This is a genomic window from Sphingobium sp. ba1 (assembly GCF_000743655.1).
Classification (GTDB): Bacteria; Pseudomonadota; Alphaproteobacteria; order Sphingomonadales; family Sphingomonadaceae; genus Sphingobium.
On sequence record NZ_JPPQ01000069.1, the window covers coordinates 1,633,115 to 1,649,621 of the forward strand.

Genomic DNA, 16,507 nt, shown 5'->3' on the forward strand with positions numbered 1-16,507 from the left:
TTCCTATTTTACCCTCGATCCTCCGGTGCCCGTAGGAACACATCATTCTCACACCGTTGGCACGGTCCCGCCATCGATGACATATTCGGTGCCGGTGATGGTCCCCGCCCGGTCGGACGCTAGGAAAGCGATCAGGCTGGCGACCTCTTGCGGTGTCGATGGCCTGCCGATCGGAATGCCGCCGAGCCAGTCCATGATCATCTTCTTGCCCTGGGCGATGTCGCCGCCATGCTCGGCTGCGAGTCGGGTTGCCAGTTCGACGGCTGATTCCGTTTCGATCCAGCCCGGCGACACCCGCACCACCCGGACGCCCTGGGGCGACACTTGTTTGGACAGGCTCTTGCTATAGGTGGAAAGCGCTGCCTTGGCGGCGGCGTAGGCGGTGGTCGCTTCCGGCAGAGGCAGTTCGCGCTGGATGGAAGTGACGTGGATCACCACGCCACTGCCGCGGGACAGCATGTCCGGCAGCAGCGCGCGATCCAGCCGGACCGCGGGCATAAGGTTGAGGTCCAGGGCGTTGCGCCATTCTGCATCGCTCAGCGCTTCAAATCCCCCGGCTGGTGCCGATGATCCGCCCAGCATGTGAACGATGATGTCCACCCCGCCCAGCCGATCGCGCACCGCGCTTGCCAATTCACTGCAACCTTCGGCCGTGGTAAGATCGGCGGCTACGAACAGCGCGTCCGGGGTGCCCGGAGGCCGGGTGCGCGCCGTCGTGAGAACCTGCGCGCCAAGTTCGCGGAACAGATCGACCGTCGCCGCGCCCGCGCCACGGGTGCCCGACGTGATCAACGCGCGCTTCCCCTGCAAGGTCAGAAAAGGCGTCATATGTTGGTATCCATTCGCTTAGATATTTGAGATATAGCGTGCCCGACGCGGTGATACCCCGCGCTCATGGGATGATTTCGAGGGCAGCGATCTTGTCGCCGTCGAGCGTGAAAAAATAGCGCAGGTCGAGCGGGCTACCGGGAAAGTCGCCTTCGAGATGGCTGGTCACGACCGTCCGTGCGCCATCAGTGGCGATGGCGAACGGCTCGACCGTATAGCGGTAGGTGGTGGAGGATTGCGCCTTCCAGTCCCGGATGGCGTCCTTCCCGCTATGCGTCTTGCCTTCGTCTTTCACCACGGCGTCGTCGGTGAAGCAATGCGCTACCACATGGCCGTCCTTGTTGGCATCGGCCGCGAAATAGGCGGCGATGGGCGGGGGCAGTTGAACCGTCATATCTGGCTTCCTTCCATGCGTTTCGACCTGTCCAGGATAGCAAAGGGGCGGATGATCCGTGTCACGGGCCGCCGTGCATCCAGGGTTGGATCTTGTCAGCCAAGTTAGCGGTAGACGCGCGCCATGATAATCGGGATAGATCGGGATGCGCTGTTACGAAAAGCGGGATAATGATGCGGCATGGTCTGATCGAACTTGACGCGGTAATCGCGATCGTGCGCCGGGGGTCTTTCCGCGCGGCGGCGATCGATCTGGGCGTCTCCACCACCGCGCTGAGCAACGCCATCGGGAAGCTGGAACGGCAGCTTGGCGTGCGCTTGTTCAACCGCACCACCCGCAGCGTTTCGCTGACCGATGCGGGGCGCGATTTTGTCGGCAAGGTCGGCCCGGCGCTGCAGGACATTCACGAGGCGATGGATGCCGCCCGGTCGCAGCAGGCAACGCCCTCAGGCACGTTGCGCATCAACGCCTTTGCCACGGCCGCGCGGGAGATATTCTCGCCCCTGCTCCTCCACTATCTTCGCCGCTATCCGCAGGTCCATATCGATCTCGTCACGGAAGGGCGGCTCGTCGATATCGTCGCGGACGGATTTGATGCGGGCATTCGCACGGCCGACCTGGTGCCCAGCGACATGATCGCTATCCCGCTCGGTCTGTATCGGCGCTATGCCGTCGTTGCGTCGCCCACCTATCTGGCGGCGCATGGGACGCCGCTGGTCCCGCCGGACCTTCTTGCGCATCCATGTCTGCGTGTCCGACTACCCAACGGCAGCCTGTTTCGCTGGCAGTTCGAAAAGGCGGGGCAAGCGGTGCAGATCGACGTCGATGGCTCGATGACGCTGGACGAGGCCAGTCTCGCGCGCATGGCGGTGCTGGACGACGTCGGGATCGGCTTCCTCATGGAATCCGACATTCGCGAGGACATGAAGGCGGGCCGTCTGGTCCGTGTCCTGGAAGACTGGACGCCGCCGCTCGCGCCGCTGTGCCTCTATTATCCCAACCGACGAAACCCATCTGCCGCGTTCAAGGCCTTCGTCGACCTCGCCCGCGATTTCGCCGCGTCGGCAGCATGATGAGCGGTGATGACGATCTAATGGCTGCCCGACCCGTGCGGCGGCGCGGTCGATTCCCGGATAGCCAGCATATAGTCGAGATGGGTCGCGCTTTTTGCTGGGGCATCTCCTCCGCGCGCCAGCATGATGCCCAGCGTCGCCGCTTCCGATGCGATCCTTGCCCCCGGATGGCGAACAGTCGTGAGGGCAGGCCAGATCTTCACCGCAATGGGGGTGTCATCGAAACCCGCGACCGACAGGTCGTGCGGGACATCCAGCCCCTGCCGATGCGCCAGCGACGTAACGGCCGCCGCGACATCGTCGTTGCTGGCGAAAATGGCGGTGGGCCGGGGGGCCAGGCTCAGAAGCGTCTGCGCGGCGTCCAGCCCGGATTCGAAACTCATATCGCCATCAGCGATCAGTTCGGGGCGTAGGGCGATGCCGGCCTCTCGCAACGCGGCGATATAGCCGTCCCGCCGCGTCCTGCTGATCAGATGATGCCCGGCGCCGCGAATGAAGCCGATATCCTTATGGCCGAGGCTGATAAGATAGCGCGTCATGTCGCGCGCCGCCGCAAAATCATCGATGCGGATGCAATATTCGTCAGTGAGATCGTCGCCGGGGGAAAGCGCCACGATCGGCACTGGCGCATCTTTGGTCAGGCCATGGCTATTGGCGATCTCGCAATAGGGCGGAGCAATCAGGATGGCGTTCGCACCGTTGCTGATAAGGGTCTGAATACCCGCCGCCACTTCCCCGGCGTCGCCCACTTCGAGCGGCTGCAACAAGAGTTGCGCGCCCATGCGGTTGGTGGTTTCCAGGCTGCCGATCAAGATCGAGCTGAGAAACGCATTTTCGATATTGCGATACATCAGGCCGATGCGGGTCATGCCGGAGCCTGCCAGCGACTTAGCCGCAGGGTTGAGGGAATAGTTGAGTGTCTTGACAGCGTCCATCACGGCCTGCCGCGTGCTTTCGCGCACCTTATGCCGGTTGTTGAGAACGTTCGACACGCTCATGGGCGACACGCCTGCGAGTTCGGCGACGGTCTTGATGGTGATCGTCTTGCTCGGCCGTCTTGTCATCTTTTTCCCAAACCCATGCTCTTCCATAGCTTAACGCGCCTGCGCTTCAATCCATGAATCGCCTGCACGGGCGCGCCCTGTGTCGGAAAAGCGACAACCCCGCCCGGAAAAATATGTAGCGCTACATATTTGTTTGACTCAAGGGTCGGAAGGCAACATGTAGCGCTACAAGATCAATGGGCACTTCGGGTCGCATAGCCCATATTGTTTGTTTGCAAACGTCGGAAATCAATCCGACAGGCATAAAGGGGAGGTACTATGAAAGCTTCTAAGGTCATTCAACGTCTGTCCGGCTCGTCCATGATCGGGCTGATTGCGACGCTCGCCGCCGCCAACATGACTCCCGCCTTTGCGCAAGATGCAGCGATTGCCGCAGCCGACGACAATAATGCCGGCACCGACATCGTCGTCACCGCGCAAAAGCGCGCCGAGCGGCTGCAGGATGTGCCGCTCGCGGTTACCGCCGTTTCGGCCGATGCCCTGTCCAACCGCCAGATCAACGACAGCGCTTCGCTGGTGCAGGCCGTGCCCTCGCTGACCTTCCAGCAGGGTGCAACGCCCACCAACAGCAGCTTCCGTATCCGCGGCATCGGCACTGCCCTGTTCGGGCAGGGTGTCGAATCCTCCGTGTCCACCGTCGTCGATGGCGTCGTCGCAGTGCGCCAGACGCAGGGCTTTACCGACCTCGCCGATATCGAGCGTATCGAAGTGCTGCGCGGGCCGCAGGGCACGTTGTTCGGGAAGAACGCGACCGCTGGCGTCATCAGCGTCACGACCGCGCGCCCCTCGCGCGAATTTGAAGGTCGCGGCGAAGTGACCATCGCCGAGCATGACGAATATCGCGCCCGCGGCACCGTGTCCGGCCCTATCAGCGACACGCTCCGCGCCCGCGTCACCGGCTTCTACAACGACGTGCGCGGCGTTGCCCGCAACATCGCCACTGACAGCTGGGACAATGGCTCCAAATCCTGGGGCGTGCGCGGCAAGCTGGAATGGGACGCGACCGAGAATCTGAACCTGCTCTTCACAGGCGAATATCGCAAGACCGAAGCGGATTGCTGTGCATCGACCTGGATCGCGATCAACAATCCCAACCTGCAGACGCTGGTCGGTCCGATCAATGCGACCCGCGAAAACCGCACGCTCAATGATGAGACGGTCACCTCTTCCAACAGCGACCAGCAGACCTATTCGCTACAGGCCGACTGGGATCTGGGCGGCGCGACCCTGACCTCCATTACCGCCTATCAGGATTATTATCTGGAGGTGAACCAGCCGATCGAGCGCATCAACAGCGATGTTCCGCTCTTCGTTGGTGCCTCGGCCGCCTACTCCAATTGGAACCGCAACGGCGGTGCCCTTGATATTGGTGCTTTCAGTCAGGAACTGCGGATCGCCAATAATGACAGCGGCAATTTCAACTATGTCGCTGGCGTTTTCTACATGCATTCCGACATCAAGCGGCCTTTCGACCGTCGTCGCGCGCGCTGCACGGCGGGCACCTTCGGTCAGCCATGTGCGCCCGAAAATACCATCTACCAATCTTCGGCCAGCAACATCCGCTTGAAGCAGGACAGTGTCGCTGCCTTTGGTCAGGTCGAATATCGCATCACCGGCGGTCTCAAGGCCATTGGTGGCCTGCGCCTGCAATATGAGAAGGGCACCAACAGCGGCAGCCGCATCGCGCCGCTAGTCCCCGGCGATGCCGTCATGCCCGGCAATGCGCCTGTCAGCGGATCGGTCACGGCGGACGATACGGCAGTGACCGGCAAGGCGGGCTTGCAATATGAATTCAGCCGGGATGCGCAGGTCTACGCCAGCTATACGCGCGGCTATAAGGGGCTGGGTTATGATATCGAGATTTCGGCCAATCTCGCCGATCAGACCGTGCTCGAACCCGAACATGTCAATGCCTATGAAGTCGGCTTCAAGGGACGCACGGCAGATGGCGTCCTGAGCGTCAGCACCGCCCTGTTCCTGGCTGACTATTCCAATCTTCAGGTTCAGGCCAACCGTTCGGACATCGCCGCGGGCGTCACGCAATTCGCGCCCACTAACGCCGGCAAGTCGCAAACCAAGGGCTTTGAAATCGAAGCCACCGTCCGTCCCGACGATCGCTTCAGCCTGACCGGCGCCGTCACCTACTCCCACGCCACCATCGATATTGACGGTCTCAATTGTCCGCAGCAGTTCAACGCTGCCGCGCCAGTCCTGTCGGGCATGCCGACCAACATCTGCTATCGCCCGGCCGCGGGTGTCACGCCGATCCAGAACCTGCGCGGCGCGACGCTGCCGGTCAGCCCGCGTTGGAAAATCAGCTTCGCTCCTCGCTATGAGGCGGACATTGCAGGTACGAATCTTTCGGGCTTTGCGCAGGTCGGCGTCAATTTCCAGAGCGCGATGAACTTCTCGGTCGAGCAGGATCCGTTGCTGGAACAACCTGCCTATACGCTGGTCGATGCCAGCATCGGCGTGAAGCAGATCGATGGTCGTTACAGCCTGACCCTGTTCGTCAAGAACCTGTTTGACGAAAACTACCTCACCAGCATCGGCCATACGTCGTTCCTGGGCGGCAATACCGACCTCGTGGGCACCTTCAACAAGGACGCGGACCGCTACTTCGGCGCCAACCTCGGCGTGAAGTTCTGATCCGACGGCGCGGCGGCGAGATCGCCGTCGCGCCCCTGTTGTTGGTGGGAGCTGAACCGATGAAGAACCCGCAAGGTTCGCCCGCATGAATATTGGCCGTGAATCCCTGTCGACCGATGTAGCGCAACGCACCTCTCCGCTTGCCCTGTCACCTGAGGACACACGCTGGGTCGAGCGCACGCGCGACGCCCTGAGCGTCGAGGCGCAGATCGCGCAACTGTTCATCCTGTCCTCGCGCCATGACAGTGTGGCGGAAACCGACGAACTGCTCGTGCACGCGCCCGGTGGCATCCACCGCTTTCCGACGCGCGATCTGGATGCGGCCTGGGCGGCGGCGCGCGACGCGGTGGAGCGGTCCGACGTGCCGCTCATCCTGTCGGGCGATATTGAAGGCGGAACGGTCAGCTACCCCTTCACCACCGCCATTCCCAACCAGATGGGCATCGCCGCGTGCGACGATATTGCGCTGAGCACCCAACTCGCGACCATCGTCGGCCAGGAAAGCCGCGCGCTTGGCTATAATTGGTCCTTCACCCCGGTCGTGGATATCAACCGGGCATTCCGCAACCCCGTCGTCGGCACGCGCTCCTACGGCTCCGACCCCGATCGCATTCTGGACCAAGCCAAGGCCTATATCCGTGCGCTACAAGCACAGGGCGTTGCCGCCTGCGCCAAACATTGGCCGGGCGACGGGCTGGACGATCGCGACCAGCATCTGGTCACCAGCGTCAACGACATGGACCTCGCCGAATGGGAAGCGACCTTCGGCCGCATTTTCCGCGCGCTGATCGACGATGGCGTGATGACGATCATGTCCGCGCATATCGCGCTGCCCGCTTATATCCGCGAAAAATTCCCGCGGGCGGGCGCGCAGGCTTATGAACCGGCGTCCGTGTCACGCCTGCTGAACGAAGAGCTGTTGCGCGGGCAGCTGGGTTTCGACGGATTGATCCTGTCCGATGCCACCGTCATGGGTGGCATCACCAGTTGGATGGGGCGCGCTGAAGCCGTGCCTGCCATCATCGAAAATGGCTGTGACATGTTCCTGTTCAGCCGCGACCCGGCGCAGGACATGGCCTTGATGCTCAAGGGGCTGCGCGAAGGCCGCCTGTCGGAGCGCCGCCTGCATGAAGCGGTCACCCGCTGCCTGTCGCTCAAGGCGAAGCTCGGTCTGCACCGTATGACCCTTGATGAACGGATCGCCCCCCTGCCGCAGGTGCGCGAAGCCTTGCGCCGTCCCGGCCATCTGGATGTCGCCCGGCGCGCCGTCGCGGACGGCTTGACCCTGGTCAAGGATCGCGACGGGCTGCTGCCGATCAGCCCCGCGAACCACGGGCGCGTCGTTGTGATATCGGACGCGGGCACCAGCTTTTTCGCAGGCGCACCGGACCGCGACTTCACCCCGCTGGTACAGGGCCTCGAACTACGGGGCTTTGCGGTCCGGCATTTCGACGCCGAAGCCATGCCGACACCTGAGGACACCGACCTCATCCTCTATCTCATCGGCCAGGAAGCGACACCGGGCCTCGGCCATATCTTCCTCGACTTCGCCAAGCTCCACGCTGGTCCCCGCAATGCGATGATCCAGTTCAACCGGGAAATCCCGACGCTGCTCGTCTCCTTTGGGCAACCCTATTATCTGTATGACGCGCCGAACTTCTCTACCTATATCAATGCCTACGCTTCGCTGCCCGATATTCAGACGGCGCTGGTCGAACGGCTGGTGGGGGAAGCCGCTTTTACAGGGGTCAGCCCGGTCGATGCGTTTTGCGGGAAAGGGCAGTTGCGATGGTAGGCTTGATCCCTATGAGGACAAGCATGTCCCGATCGATCAGCGGGTCGAGGATCTGCTGGCGCGCATGACGCTCCCGGAAAAGGCCGGGCTGATGCTGCACGGGACGTTGCCGACGCCCGGATCGTCGATCGGCTTTGCCGGACAGGCCTATGATCAGGCGGCGACCACCCGCCTGATGCGCGATCGCCACATATCCAGCTTCATCACCCGCCTCGTAGTGCCGCCTGCCCAATTGGCGGCGCAGAATAACGCGATCCAGAAACTGGCGGAGGCCGGACGCCTCGGCATTCCAGCGACGATCAGCACCGACCCGCGCCACCATTTTCAGGCGACCTTGGGGGCCAGTACGACCGGCGGCGGCTTTTCGCTCTGGCCCGATATGCTCGGCTTTGCAGCGCTGAACGATCCCTCCGTCATGCGTCGCTTCGGCGATATCGCCCGCGCCGAATATCGCGCCGTCGGCATCCATATGGCTTTGTCGCCCCAGGCTGACCTTGCCACCGAACCGCGCTGGGCGCGCTTTTCGGCGACCTTCGGGTCCGACCCCGACACGGTGTCGCGCCTCGCGGGTGCCTATGTCGAAGGGTTCCAGCAGGGGACCGATGGGGTCACTGCGCAGGGGGTCGCCACCGTCGTCAAACATTGGGTCGGCTATGGCGCGCAGCCGGAGGGGTTTGACGGGCATAATGGCTATGGTCGTCACGCCACTCTGACCGACGCATCCTTCGCCGACCATATCCGCGCCTTTGATGGCGCACTGGCGGCGCGCAGTGCAGGCGTGATGCCGACCTATGTCATCGTCCAGGGGCCAAAAGTCGCAGGGCAGCCGATCGAGCCTGTCGGCGGCGGCTTCAACAAACAATTGCTGTCCGGCCTGCTCCGTGGCGACAAGGGTTTTGCCGGTTTGATCGTATCGGACTGGTCGATCACCCGCGATTGTCCGCAGGCCTGCGTCGCGCCTGATGCTGCTAACCCGCAGACACCTGCATCGATCGGTATGCCTTGGGGCATGGAGCAGGCCGACAAGACCGCCCGCTTCGCCAAGGGCATAGTGGCGGGGATCGACCAGTTCGGCGGTGCCGACGACCCCGCGCCCATCCTCGACGCCGTCGCCGAAGGGCTGGTCAGCATCCAACGGATCGACGATTCCGCCCGCCGCGTGCTGCGCCTCAAGTTCGAACAGGGGCTGTTCGACAACCCTTATGTCGATGAACAGGCGGCCGCACGGATTGTCGGCAATCCTGAGGCCCAGCGCCAGGCCGATGCGGTCCAGCGCGCCAGCCAGGTGCTGTTGCGCAACGATCGCGCGACCCTACCAGTCGCGCCGGGCCAGCGCATCTGGCTGCACGGCGTCGATCCGGTTGCAGCTCGCGCCGCTGGCTTCGTCGTGGTGGACGATCCCGCACAGGCGCAGGTCGCGCTGGTGCGCACAGCGACGCCGTTCGAAACCTTGCACCCCCATCATTTCTTCGGCTCCCGCCAGCATGAAGGGCGGCTGGACCTCCGCCCCGATGACAAGGATGTGCAGGCGATCGCGCGCGCCGCCGCCCACGTCCCCACCATCGTTGCCATCGAGATGGACCGCCCGGCCATCCTCACCGCGATCGAACCCATGGCCCGCGCCCTGATCGTCACCTTCGGCGCGAGCGATGCCGCCGTGCTGGACGTGGTCGCGGGCCGCGCCACGGCACAGGGCCGCTTGCCCTTCTCGCTGCCCCGGTCGATGGCCGATGTGGGGGCGCAGCGTCCCGATCTTTCCGATGATGGCCCACCCCCCGCCTATCCGCGCGGCGCGGGGATCGTGGTGGGCGGCGATCAATGACCGACGGCATGCGCCATGTGCCCGGCGGCGCGTTCCAGATGGGGTCGGACCGTTTCTATCCCGAAGAAGCGCCCGTCCGCCGGGTTCAGGTGGATGGCTTCTGGATCGACGAGACCCTGGTAACGAACCGCGATTTCGCGCGCTTCGTGGCGGCGACCGGGCACATCACTTTGGCCGAGATCGCGCCCGACCCCAAAGATTATCCTGGTATGGACCCGGCCCTGGCGCAGCCGGGATCGTTGCTATTCCAACGCACGCGCGGCCCAGTCGATCTGGCCGACTATAGCCAATGGTGGCATTTCAGCTTCGGCACCGACTGGCGGCACCCCCATGGCCCCGACAGCAGCCTCGACGGGCTGGAGGATCATCCAGTCGTCCATGTCGCGTTCAAGGATGCGGAGGCCTATGCAAAATGGGCCGGAAAATCGCTGCCGACCGAAGCGGAATGGGAATATGCCGCGCGTGGCGGCCTGGATGGCGCGGACTTCGCCTGGGGTGACGAACTGGCGCCGGGCGGCGCGATGTTGGCCAATCATTGGCAGGGCGCTTTCCCCTTCGCCAACACGCTGGACGATGGCTATGAGCGGACATCGCCGGTCGGCACCTATCCCGCCAACGGCCATGGCCTGTTCGATATGATCGGTAATGTGTGGGAATGGACGACCGACTGGTTCGCTCAGCCCCGGATCGAGCGCAAGGCCAAGGGCAGTTGCTGTGTTCCCGCCAATCCGCGCGGCGGCACGAAGCGCGAAAGCCTCGACCCCACCAACCCCGATGCGCCGATCCCGCGCAAGGTGCTCAAGGGTGGCTCCCATCTCTGCGCACCCAATTATTGCCAGCGCTATCGCCCGGCCGCCCGCCACCCGCAGGCGGTGGATAGTTCGACCAGCCATATCGGCTTTCGCTGCATCATCCGCGACAAGAAGGAACATCGCTCATGAAGAACGCCCGCCGCGCGCTGCGCGCCGCCGCCCTTGCCGCTTGCACCTTGTTGGGACCGGGCGTGCTGGCCAAGCCCGTCAATGCGCCGCAAAAGCCGACCAACATGATCTTCGTGCTGGTGGATGACCTGCGCTATGATGCGATGGGCTTTCTGACGCCGGGCCTTCAGACGCCGAATATCGATGCCTTGGCCAAGAATGGCGTCTACTTCCCCAACGCCGTCGTCACCTCCTCGCTCTGCTCGCCCAGCCGCGCGACGATCCTGACCGGCCAGACCGCGCGCAACCATGGCGTGATCGACAATAATAATAGTTCGGAGGAGGGCCTGACTTTCTTCCCCAAATATCTTCAACAGGCAGGTTATCAGACCGGCTTCTTCGGCAAATGGCATATGGGTTTCGACACCGATGCGCCGCGCGAAGGCTTCGACAAATGGGTCAGCTTCAAGGGGCAGGGCACATATTTCCCGACCGAATTGCTGTCGCCCGAACGGCTCGCGGCGGGCGATCGGCAAATGCTCAACGTCGATGGTACGGCGGTGAAGCGCACCGGCTATATCACCGACGAATTGACCGACTATGCGATGAACTGGCTGGAAAAGGGGCGCGACACGTCCAAGCCCTTCTTCCTCTATTTAAGCCACAAGGCCGTCCATAGCGACCCGCTACCGCCCGAACGCTACAAGAACCAGTACAGCAAGCTCGACATCAAACTGCCCGCCAGCATGGCGAACACGCCGGAAAATAATGCAGGCAAGCCGCTGTGGGTGCAGAACCAGCGCAACAGCTGGCACGGTGCGGACTTCCCCTATCATACCGACAATCCCATGACCGAGCAGGTCCGCGACTATTATCGCACGCTCAGCCCCGTCGATGACAGTCTGGGGCGGATCATGGCTTACCTCAAGAAGAACAAGCTCGACAAGAATACCATGGTCGTTTTCTATTCCGACAATGGCTTCATGATCGGCGAACATGGCCTGATCGACAAGCGCAACGCCTATGAGCCCTCGGTCCGCGTGCCGATGATCGTCTGGGCACCGGGCATGGTGCCAAAGGGCGTCACCAATCCGGCGGTCGTGCGCAACCTCGACCTCGCGCCGACCTTCCTCGACATCGCCCATGTCGACAAACCGCAGCAGATGGAGGGCAAGAGTTTCCTCCCCGTGGCCGAAGGCAAGATCGACGAGAAGGCCTGGAATCCCGGCGATTTCGTCTATGAATATTATTGGGAATGGAGCTTCCCGCAGACTCCCACGACATTCGCGATCGAGCGGGACCGGGTGAAATATATCCAATATCATGGCGTCTGGGATATGGAGGAACTGTACGACCTCAAGACTGACCCGGACGAGATGCATAATCTGATCGAAGATCCGGCTTGGCTCGACACCAAGATTACTTTGCGCAAGGCACTGTTCGACCAACTCGGCAACAGCAAGGGCGAGCATGTCGTCCCTTACACCCGCAAGACCAGTTCGGGCCTGGTCCATCGCAAGATCGATGGCGCACGCGCCGCCGATTTTCCAGCCGGCTGGTATGTTAAGCCCAACCTGCCGTCGAAGATGAACGACCTGTTCGCTGATACGCCAGCGAAGCAGAAAGCCGATGCTGCGGGCAAGGCCTATCGGCCATGATCGGTCAACCGACCGTGCATCAGGGGCGTCCGCCGGTGTCGCTCGGCTTCATCGCCATCTATGTGCTGGCCCAGTTCGGCATCTGGATCGCCCTGCTGACGCCGGTCGTTATCACCATCGCGCTGCGCGTCAGTGAAATTGCGGGGGAAGCCGAAAAGGGCCGCTGGCTTGGCATCATCCTCGCCATCGGCGGCTTTGTCGCGCTCGTCATCACGCCGATCTGCGGTGCGCTGTCGGACCGCACCCGCAGCCGTTTCGGCCGCCGTCGCCCCTGGCTGGTCGGCGGCCTGTTGGTCAGCGGATTGGGGCTGACCATCCTCGGCACCGCACCCAACCTGCTGCTGCTGGGCATCGGCTGGGTCATCTGTCAGGCCGGATTCAATGCCATGCAAGCCGCTTGCCTGCCGATCCTGCCCGACATCATCCCCTTCCGCATGCAGGGCCGCGTTGCCGGTATGCTCGGCATGACATCGACCGCAGGCACTTTCGTCGGCAGTTGGATCACGCAATATACGCAATCGTCGGACCTGCTGATGTTCCTGGTGCCCTTTGGCATCACGGTCGCCAGCGTCTTGACTCTATGCGTCATCCTGCCCGATCGTCCGGCGGTCAGCAGCGACAGCAAGATGAATCCGCTCATCATGCTGCGCTCCATCTTCGCGCCGTTCCGCGACTGGGATTTCAGCTGGGCCTTTGGCAGCCGCTTCCTCATCATGATGGCCTGGTCCTTCCTGCTGACCTATCAGCTCTTCTTTCTGACCGACCAGCTATCGCTCAGCCGGTCGGACGCGACCCAGGTGATGGTCAAGTCGATGGCGATCATCGCGTCGGCCACCATCGCCATCTCGCTGGTCGGTGGCTTCATCACGGACTGGACGGGCCGTCGCAAGCCGCTGATCTTCGTTGCCGCCGCGCTGGAAGCCTCCGGTTTTCTGGTGATCGCGCTTGCGCCATCCGTGTCGCAATTTCTGGTCGGCGTTGCCCTGGCGGGGATCGGCAAGGGGCTCTATTTCGCCGTCGATCTGGCTTTGCTCGCGGCGATCCTGCCAAGCGAGGAAGACCGCGCCAAGGATATGAGCGTGTTCCAGATCGCCAATTCCCTGCCCCAGTCCCTGGCCCCGGCCATCGCCCCCATCATCCTCGCCATCGGCAGCGCGAGCGGCAAAAATTACGCCGCCATCTATATCGTCGGCTGCCTATTCGCCTTGCTAGGGGCCTTCGCGATCAACCCGGTCCGCCGCTCTCGGTAAGCGGCGGCACCGCGCGTCACTCGCCTTCAAGTACCTGCCAAATCGCGTCGACCCGCGTCTGCCACGACATCTTGCCGACCAGATAGTCGCGCAGCGCCGGGTTGACCGGCGGAATCCAGCCGTTCAGCACCGCCTTGATCTGGGCCATGAACTGATCATCCGTATCGGCGACCGCGATATAGGGTGCCAGTTCATCGATGTTGGCGACGGCCGATGCGACGATCGGCAGGCCGGAGGCGAAATAGACATAGAGTTTGAGCGGGTTCATCCGATCGCTCAGCGCATTTTGCAGATGCGGCATGATCGCGACGTCGAATCCGCGCATGATCTGCAAGGCTTCGTCATAGGGCCTGACGCCCAGCATATGGATGTTGGCGTGCCGCTCGGCGATAGCGGCCACCTCCGGTCGGCCATGCGCAGACCCGACCAGCACGATGCTGCCATCGGGGTAGGCTCGCGCGATCCGCTCGATCAACGGCCAGTTCACCCGGTCGCGCAGATTGCCGACATAGCCGATGATGGGCCGCGGCAGGTCGCGCAGCGCAGCATGCGCTTCAACCTCGCCCCTCAGCCGCTCGCACCCGTTAGGCACCAGATGAATGTCCGTGCGCAGCGGCGCGAACACCTCCCTTATGGGCTCGCAATTGCTGAACACCATGTCGGCATCCCGCAATATCGCTTCATAGCCTTCTTCGACGCGCTGGCGATAGGCCGCGCTCAATCCGGGGAAGGTGCGCTGGTCATCGATCAGGTCGGCGATGACCAGCCTGGGCTTGAACACCTCCATCACCAGCGGATAGTCGAACACGAGCGGCGAGACCCATAGCAACGGCCCATCCTGCACCGCCGCCTCTTCGCGCAGGGCGCGCAGGAAATCGGCATAGGCTTCGGGGGGTGGCAAGGCTTGCCCGAAGGCTTCGCCCGATGCCGCGCGACCGCGATGCAGGAAGGTGCGGCGCAGAAAGTCCGCTGTGTCGGCCTGGCGCAGTACTCGCTTTTTTACGGTCTCGTAAATCTGCCTGCCTTGATGCGCGGCCTGCTGCTGCGCCGCCTCGCTTTGCTGTTCCAGTTCCTGCAGAGCAATCGGCGCGTCGAGATGGATGATGCGCCGCACCTTGCCCGTCTCCAGCATATATTTGGCCAGCATGTCAGGACGGCGGCCATAGATGTCGGAGTCATTCTGCTTCCACAGGAAGATCATGTCGCGCGGGGCGTCGTCGCGTCTGAGCGGTGGGCGGCGTGCCGATGGACCAAGCGCAATGCCGGTCTTGCGCGACAGCAGCTTGAGCGTCCGGTCCAGCAGCGGCGTGGCGGCCGGGCGCGCTGCCTGTGCGGCGCGATAGGCCAGGTCGAGGCGCGCCGCATTCACGGCATAGCTCATCTCGGTCAGGAAATAAGTCCGCCCCGCCTGTCCCTGCGACGCAATCCGGTCCGCCGCCACATCGCGCAGGGCAGCATCCAACGCCGCATCGTTCGGCACGGGCAGATAGGCGCGCGCCAGGGCGATATCCTCCAAAGGCGGCACGGTGCGGGCGAGCACGGGCACGCCCATGGCCAGCGCATCGGTCAGCTTGGCGGGCAATTGATAGGCGGCGATCGGGTGGTCCGGGTCTTGCAGGATCACGACGGCATCGGCCATGTTGACGAGTTCGGGTAAGCGATCCCAAGGTTGATCGGGATGCAGCGCCAGGCGGATATCCGTGTACGTCGCCAGCGTCTCGCTCAGCGCCTTGTCGCCAATGCGTCCGATGACGCACAGCGCCAGCCGGGGGTCTTGCACCCGGCGCAACGCTTCGGCGACATCCAGCAAACCCTTGTGGGCGCGCGGCGTTCCCAGGAACAGGATGACGCGATCCTGCGCGCCATAGCCGAACTCGTCGCGCGTCTGATCGCGATCATAGCGGGCTGGATCGAACAGCGTCTCGTCGCGCGCATGGCGCAGCACTGCACCGCCAAAGCGGTGCTGCAGCGCGATATTGGAGACGGTGACATAATCGGCTTCCGCCAGCAGCGTTTCGCCAAAGCGCGTCCACAGGTCGCTATGCGGTATGGCAAAGCCCGAAGCGTCCGCTTCCGCTGCCGCCAGCACTTCGTCCCAATCGGCCGGTGTCCGGTCCTTGACGAAGGCCAGTTCATGATCATCGACATCGACGATCATCGGGCAATTATTCGCCTGACTAATCAGATGGCCCAGCAACAGACTCGGCAGGCGGGGCTTGCCGACATGGACGATGTCGCAGCGCGTGTTGCGCGCCATCTCCGCCGCCCCGCGCAGGAAGCTCGCCATATCGCTCGCCGGAAAGCTGCGCATCGGCAACAGGGCGTCGGCGATTGGTGGCCAGATGCTGGTCCCATAGGTTTTAAAGATCGGTCCCACCAGTTCGACGCTATGATGGCGAGCGGCCATATCGGCGAGCAGGAAGGCGCGACCGACCGGATTATGCGCCATGTCCCAGGATGTGACGCACACCCGTTCGGGCCGTTTGGCCAAGGCAGGCTGGTTCGGCAAAGGGCCACGGGGATGGATGGACAGGGATGCAATCGCCAATGTCCCCGGTCCATCGGCGAAATCCATCGCCAACAGCAGCGGACGACCATCGACGCTCCCCGCCGTGAAAAAATTGCGAACGATTCGAGATCCCGGAACAAGTCTGATCGGCCCCTGCACCAACGTCTTGTGCAGCACTCGCTGCCCCTTCGCGTCGATGCTCAGCAACACCACCCATTTGAGGATAGGCACCCCGTCCCCGCCCTCGGCCGGTGCGCTGAGCGCCAGGGCATAATCCGCCTGCGCCTCATCCGACTGGTGCGGCAATTGTTGCCAGATCCGCAGCCAGGACGCGCCGTCATGAAGCGTCACCGCCACCCCACTGGGCCGGTCGCCTTGCAGCGCAGGGGTTAGCGCAAAGCGGCTGTTCTTCTTATATTCGACATGCCAGGCACCGCAAAATGCGCCATCATTGTCCGGGTCGCTGTCCGGCAACCAGTCGTCGAACGTCTCGTTCGCAATATCGCAGGCATGTGTCGGCGCGTCATTCATTATGTCTTGAACCG

11 protein-coding genes are annotated in these 16,507 nt (G+C 63.0%); 7 read left to right on the top strand and 4 right to left on the bottom strand.

Annotation, left to right across the window (positions count from 1 at the left end; genetic code table 11):
- Positions 1-48 precede the first annotated feature (48 nt).
- Complete coding sequence (locus IL54_RS10965) at positions 49-828, bottom strand: SDR family oxidoreductase (protein WP_037475598.1); 780 nt, start codon at positions 826-828, stop codon at positions 49-51.
- A 64-nt stretch (positions 829-892) separates the two neighbouring features.
- Positions 893-1,222, bottom strand: coding sequence for a nuclear transport factor 2 family protein (locus IL54_RS10970; protein ID WP_037475601.1), 330 nt, complete (start codon positions 1,220-1,222; stop codon positions 893-895).
- A 170-nt stretch (positions 1,223-1,392) separates the two neighbouring features.
- Between IL54_RS10970 and IL54_RS10975 the strand changes: the two genes are divergently transcribed.
- On the top strand, positions 1,393-2,295 hold the full coding sequence (locus tag IL54_RS10975; protein ID WP_037475602.1) for a LysR family transcriptional regulator: 903 nt from the start codon (positions 1,393-1,395) through the stop codon (positions 2,293-2,295).
- A gap of 17 nt (positions 2,296-2,312) precedes the next feature.
- On the opposite strand, the gene IL54_RS10980 is transcribed toward IL54_RS10975, so the two are convergent.
- Positions 2,313-3,359, bottom strand: a complete 1,047-nt coding sequence (locus tag IL54_RS10980; protein ID WP_076605571.1) for a LacI family DNA-binding transcriptional regulator — start codon at positions 3,357-3,359, stop codon at positions 2,313-2,315.
- A gap of 258 nt (positions 3,360-3,617) precedes the next feature.
- On the opposite strand from IL54_RS10980, the gene IL54_RS10985 reads away from it, so the two are divergent.
- From IL54_RS10985 to IL54_RS11010, 6 genes are all read left to right on the top strand, one after another.
- Entirely contained in the window at positions 3,618-6,008 is a 2,391-nt protein-coding gene (locus tag IL54_RS10985) for a TonB-dependent receptor (RefSeq protein WP_237748857.1), read from the top strand.
- Between the two features lie 85 nt (positions 6,009-6,093).
- Positions 6,094-7,803, top strand: coding sequence for a glycoside hydrolase family 3 protein (locus tag IL54_RS22975; protein WP_081912875.1), 1,710 nt, complete (start codon positions 6,094-6,096; stop codon positions 7,801-7,803).
- Positions 7,769-9,625 carry a glycoside hydrolase family 3 protein gene (locus IL54_RS10995; protein ID WP_076605498.1) on the top strand — a complete coding sequence of 619 codons (1,857 nt, stop codon included), beginning with the start codon at positions 7,769-7,771 and terminating at the stop codon, positions 9,623-9,625. Before IL54_RS22975 ends, IL54_RS10995 begins: the two co-directional genes overlap by 35 nt.
- Before the next feature lie 8 nt (positions 9,626-9,633).
- Positions 9,634-10,566, top strand: a complete 933-nt coding sequence (locus tag IL54_RS11000) for a formylglycine-generating enzyme family protein (RefSeq protein ID WP_037478399.1) — start codon at positions 9,634-9,636, stop codon at positions 10,564-10,566.
- Complete coding sequence (locus tag IL54_RS11005; RefSeq protein WP_037475603.1) at positions 10,563-12,203, top strand: sulfatase family protein; 1,641 nt, start codon at positions 10,563-10,565, stop codon at positions 12,201-12,203. Before IL54_RS11000 ends, IL54_RS11005 begins: the two co-directional genes overlap by 4 nt.
- Complete coding sequence (locus IL54_RS11010) at positions 12,200-13,453, top strand: MFS transporter (protein WP_037475605.1); 1,254 nt, start codon at positions 12,200-12,202, stop codon at positions 13,451-13,453. Before IL54_RS11005 ends, IL54_RS11010 begins: the two co-directional genes overlap by 4 nt.
- Positions 13,454-13,469: 16 nt before the next feature.
- On the opposite strand, the gene IL54_RS11015 is transcribed toward IL54_RS11010, so the two are convergent.
- Complete coding sequence (locus IL54_RS11015) at positions 13,470-16,493, bottom strand: glycosyltransferase (protein ID WP_037475607.1); 3,024 nt, start codon at positions 16,491-16,493, stop codon at positions 13,470-13,472.
- Between the last annotated feature and the right edge of the window lie 14 nt (positions 16,494-16,507).

Excerpts from the sequence above, each read along its gene's own strand:
- IL54_RS10965 (WP_037475598.1), bottom strand. The coding sequence starts at position 828 with ATGACGCCTTTTCTGACCTTGCAGGGGAAGCGCGCGTTGATCACGTCG.
- IL54_RS10970 (WP_037475601.1), bottom strand. The coding sequence starts at position 1,222 with ATGACGGTTCAACTGCCCCCGCCCATCGCCGCCTATTTCGCGGCCGAT.
- IL54_RS10975 (WP_037475602.1), top strand. The coding sequence starts at position 1,393 with ATGATGCGGCATGGTCTGATCGAACTTGACGCGGTAATCGCGATCGTG.
- IL54_RS10980 (WP_076605571.1), bottom strand. The coding sequence starts at position 3,359 with ATGACAAGACGGCCGAGCAAGACGATCACCATCAAGACCGTCGCCGAA.
- IL54_RS10985 (WP_237748857.1), top strand. The coding sequence starts at position 3,618 with ATGAAAGCTTCTAAGGTCATTCAACGTCTGTCCGGCTCGTCCATGATC.
- IL54_RS22975 (WP_081912875.1), top strand. The coding sequence starts at position 6,094 with ATGAATATTGGCCGTGAATCCCTGTCGACCGATGTAGCGCAACGCACC.
- IL54_RS10995 (WP_076605498.1), top strand. The coding sequence starts at position 7,769 with ATGCGTTTTGCGGGAAAGGGCAGTTGCGATGGTAGGCTTGATCCCTAT.
- IL54_RS11000 (WP_037478399.1), top strand. The coding sequence starts at position 9,634 with ATGCGCCATGTGCCCGGCGGCGCGTTCCAGATGGGGTCGGACCGTTTC.
- IL54_RS11005 (WP_037475603.1), top strand. The coding sequence starts at position 10,563 with ATGAAGAACGCCCGCCGCGCGCTGCGCGCCGCCGCCCTTGCCGCTTGC.
- IL54_RS11010 (WP_037475605.1), top strand. The coding sequence starts at position 12,200 with ATGATCGGTCAACCGACCGTGCATCAGGGGCGTCCGCCGGTGTCGCTC.
- IL54_RS11015 (WP_037475607.1), bottom strand. The coding sequence starts at position 16,493 with ATGAATGACGCGCCGACACATGCCTGCGATATTGCGAACGAGACGTTC.